General features: G+C 36.0%; 2 protein-coding genes. Both read left to right on the top strand.

The window, feature by feature from the left end:
* The first annotated feature begins 49 nt into the window (after nucleotides 1–49).
* Nucleotides 50–1201 carry a DegT/DnrJ/EryC1/StrS aminotransferase family protein gene (locus tag AFK68_RS06795; RefSeq protein WP_210407272.1) on the top strand — a complete coding sequence of 384 codons (1152 nt, stop codon included), beginning with the start codon at nucleotides 50–52 and terminating at the stop codon, nucleotides 1199–1201.
* Nucleotides 1202–1947: 746 nt separating this feature from the next.
* Nucleotides 1948–3663, top strand: coding sequence for an AarF/ABC1/UbiB kinase family protein (locus tag AFK68_RS06790; RefSeq protein WP_094672106.1), 1716 nt, complete (start codon nucleotides 1948–1950; stop codon nucleotides 3661–3663).
* The last annotated feature ends 196 nt before the right edge of the window (nucleotides 3664–3859 follow it).

The following is a 3859-nucleotide window of genomic DNA, read 5'->3' as shown; positions in this document are numbered from 1 at the left end:
ATACTATAATTTTGATTATACTCTTATTCTCTAATTCATTACTATCAATATGACTAATGTTCCCCCTCTAGATTTAACACGACAGTATGAAATAATTCGCGAACAAATAAATGCCAAAGTTCAAGATGTACTTGCTTCTGGTCGTTATATTGGAGGTTCTATTGTTGATGACTTTGAAAAACAATTTGCTAAATATATAGATGTATCTCATTGTGTATCCTGCAACTCTGGGACTGATGCTTTATTTTTAGCTTTACGAGCTGTAAATATTGGGCCTGGAGATGAAGTAATTACTACTCCTTTCACTTTTTTTGCTACTACTGAAGTAATTAGTGCTGTAGGAGCAACTCCAATTTTTATTGATATTAATCCCCAGACTTTTAATTTAGATATTCAACAACTTGAAGCAGCTATAACTGAAAAAACAAAGGCTATTTTGCCAGTACATTTATTTGGTCAACCTGTAGATATGACCAAGTTAATGGCGATCGCTCGCCAGTATAATTTAATAGTCATAGAAGATTGTGCCCAAGCTACTGGAGCAGAATGGAATAACAAAAAAGTCGGAAGTTTTGGTGATATTGGGTGTTTTAGTTTTTTTCCTACTAAAAATTTAGGAGCTTTTGGAGATGGAGGCGCTCTGACCACAAATAATCCGGCGATCGCTGCTCAAGTCCGGATGCTCAAAAATCATGGACAGTCTAACAAATATTTTTATGAACACATCGGTATTAATAGTCGTCTAGATACCATACAAGCTGCAATTTTGCAAGTTAAATTACCTTATCTAGATAGTTGGAATCAGCAACGTCGTGACTTAGCAGATATTTACCATAAATTTATTAGTGGCATAAGTGCTGTAGTTCCTCCTCAAGAGTTAGCTGGAGGTAGATGTGTTTGGAATCAATACACAATTATGCTCAAAAGTCAAGAGTTAGAAGCTACAGCAAAGTCTCGTTTTTCTAGTTCTCTGCGTGATTGGGTTCGCGCTCAGTTACAAAATAAGGGAATAGGTTCAGCAATTTACTATCCCACACCTTTACATTTACAGCCTGTTTACAAATCTTTGGCACACCGTCAATTACCAGTTGTAGAACAAATTTGCCATCAGGTTTTGTCTTTGCCTATGTTTCCTGAACTTTCCACTCCACAACAAGAGCAAGTTATATTTGCTTTGAAAGACTCTCTACAAGAACTTTAACGTAGTCAGAGGTTAGAAGTTAGAAGTCAGAAGTTTTTTTGTAACGAGGATTTTGAGTAACCCTCCAAAAACATTTCGCCTTAAAAGGGGGGTGTTATATCAATCTCCTAAAGTCAGACTACACATAACTTGACCTCTTGTCTTTCAAGTTCGATAGATTACTTTGATAAGTGTCGTTTAAGTTTGTGAAATTGGTATTAGACCAAATTATTTTGATAATAGTTTTGACTTTAATATTTCTTTAAAATTCATTTGGGAAATTTGTAGTTTTGTATACTATACTTAATAAAAATAAAAAAAATTTAATGTAAGACAGCAGGGATCAAATTTTATTCAGTTATCAGTACCGACCGCTGAATTCAGAGACTTGAAATACTGAAATTGATTTTTTTGACCCCCTTAAAAGGGGCAGGAAACCTAATTTTTTGGTCATAGATAACTTTTGACTTTTTAACTTTTGAGTTGATAACTTGCGCGTAGCGCTATACCTTCTGAATTACTGAAAATTTGCCATTTAACTAGCTATCAGCTTTTAGTATTTCCGTTCCGGGATACTACGCAAACAGCTTCAGCTTTTTGAACTTGGGTTAATCTCCGGCAAACCAAAGGGCAGGATTTTTAGGAGGAGTTGAAATATCCTTTTAAACTTAAAAAAAATAATCTTGCTGACTGCTGACCGCTGACCGCTGACCGCTTTTTCAAAACAATAAATAAAAAATATAAAATTTAAGAGGAAAATATTAAAAGTGGGCGATAATCACTTCATTTCAAATAGAAGGTACGATCCAGAAGCGATCGCTAAACATTACCAACACCGTCTTTGGTTAGTCATATGGAGATTTTTTGTTATAATCTCTTCTTTTGCTAGTTTTGTTTTGGGAGTTTTGTGGGACAAATGGCGATATCACAAAGTAGAAGATACTCCCGAACGAGCAACTCAACTGCGAAGAATACTAACTCGCTTAGGACCAACATTCATTAAAGTAGGTCAGGCACTATCCACAAGACCAGACTTAATTCGGAAAGACTTCTTAGAAGAACTAATAAAATTACAAGACCAGTTAGCACCTTTTGACAACAAGACAGCCATCTCAATTATTGAGACAGAATTAGGCCAAAACATCAACAATATATATAGCGAAATCTCTCCCAGACCAGTTGCAGCAGCTAGTCTGGGTCAAGTTTATCAGGCACGTCTTAAAAGTGGCGAAAATGTAGCAGTCAAAGTTCAACGACCAAATTTACTACCCACCATAACTCTAGATTTATTCTTAATGCGGTGGACAGCAAGTTGGTTAGCTCCGTGGTTGCCTCTCAATCTCGGCCACGATTTATCCATGATTGTAGATGAATTTGGCACAAAGCTATTTGAAGAGATTGACTATATAAATGAAGGACGTAATGCAGAAAGATTTGCCACCTATTTCGCAGATGACCCAAGCGTAAAAATACCATCAATATATTGGCGTTATACTACCACCCATGTTTTGACCCTAGAATGGATAGATGGTCTGAAATTATTAGATACAGAACAAGTTCAAGCAGCAGGTCTTGATACTGATACTCTTATTACAGTAGGTGTAACTAGCGGTTTACGTCAGTTACTAGAATTTGGCTTTTTTCATGCAGATCCTCATCCCGGCAACTTATTTGCCTTGAGAGATGGTCGGATGGCCTACATTGACTTTGGCATGATGGATCAACTTGAGCAGGAAACTAAAGAAACTTTGGTTGATTCAGTAATTCATTTGATTAATAAAGATTATCAGGAGTTGGCTAAAGATTTTGTCAAGCTTGGGTTTCTTGCACCAGATGTAGATATTCAGCCAATCATACCAGCTCTAGAAATAGTGCTGGGAGATATTATGGGCGAGAAAGTCAAGGATTTTAACTTTAAGACAATTACAGATAAATTCTCGGAATTAATGTATGATTATCCTTTCCGAGTCCCTGCTAAATTTGCTCTAATTATTCGTTCTCTAGTTACTGAAGAGGGTTTAGCTCTTTCCCTAAATCCAGATTTTAGAATTGTAGATGTCGCTTATCCTTATGTGGCAAGAAGATTATTAAAAGGTGAGTCCCCAGCATTACGTCGTCGGTTGATTGAGGTATTGTTTAAAGATGGAAAGTTTCAATGGCAAAGGCTAGAAAATTTGATTGGCATAGCCCAGACAGACCAAAATTTTGATATACTACCTACTGCTCAATTAGGTTTACAATATCTTTTGAGCGAAGAGGGTGAATTTCTCCGAAAACAATTGATACTAGCAATTGTAGAAGATGATCGGATTCATACAGAAGAGGTTGGTCGTCTGTGGGGTTTAATTCAAGATGACCTTCAACCAAATCGTTTGTTTAATCTTGCCCTAGGCGCTCTAGCAGAATTTTCTACACAGAGAGCTGAGGCAATTTTACCCTCTGTAATGGCAATGACAAATTTTCAAGCAAGGGGTCAAAATTGAATAGTATATTATGCCAATGAATTACTAGGAAAATAAGGAATAAGTAGTCATAATTTTTCCTAAAAATCTCCTTTCATTAATTGATAATGGATAATGAATAATGGATAATTACCTCTGGTTAAAACCATCAGATTAAAGATAAGGAAATCATAATTTCTTTTTTCTCCTGAAAAGGAGAGGCTTGAAACTAAATGGA

The sequence above is a fragment of the Hydrocoleum sp. CS-953 genome, from assembly GCF_002260545.1.
Classification (GTDB): domain Bacteria; phylum Cyanobacteriota; class Cyanobacteriia; order Cyanobacteriales; family Microcoleaceae; genus Trichodesmium.
The sequence above is the reverse complement of the archived record's forward strand: the minus strand, read 5'-3'. Positions and strand labels throughout refer to the sequence as shown.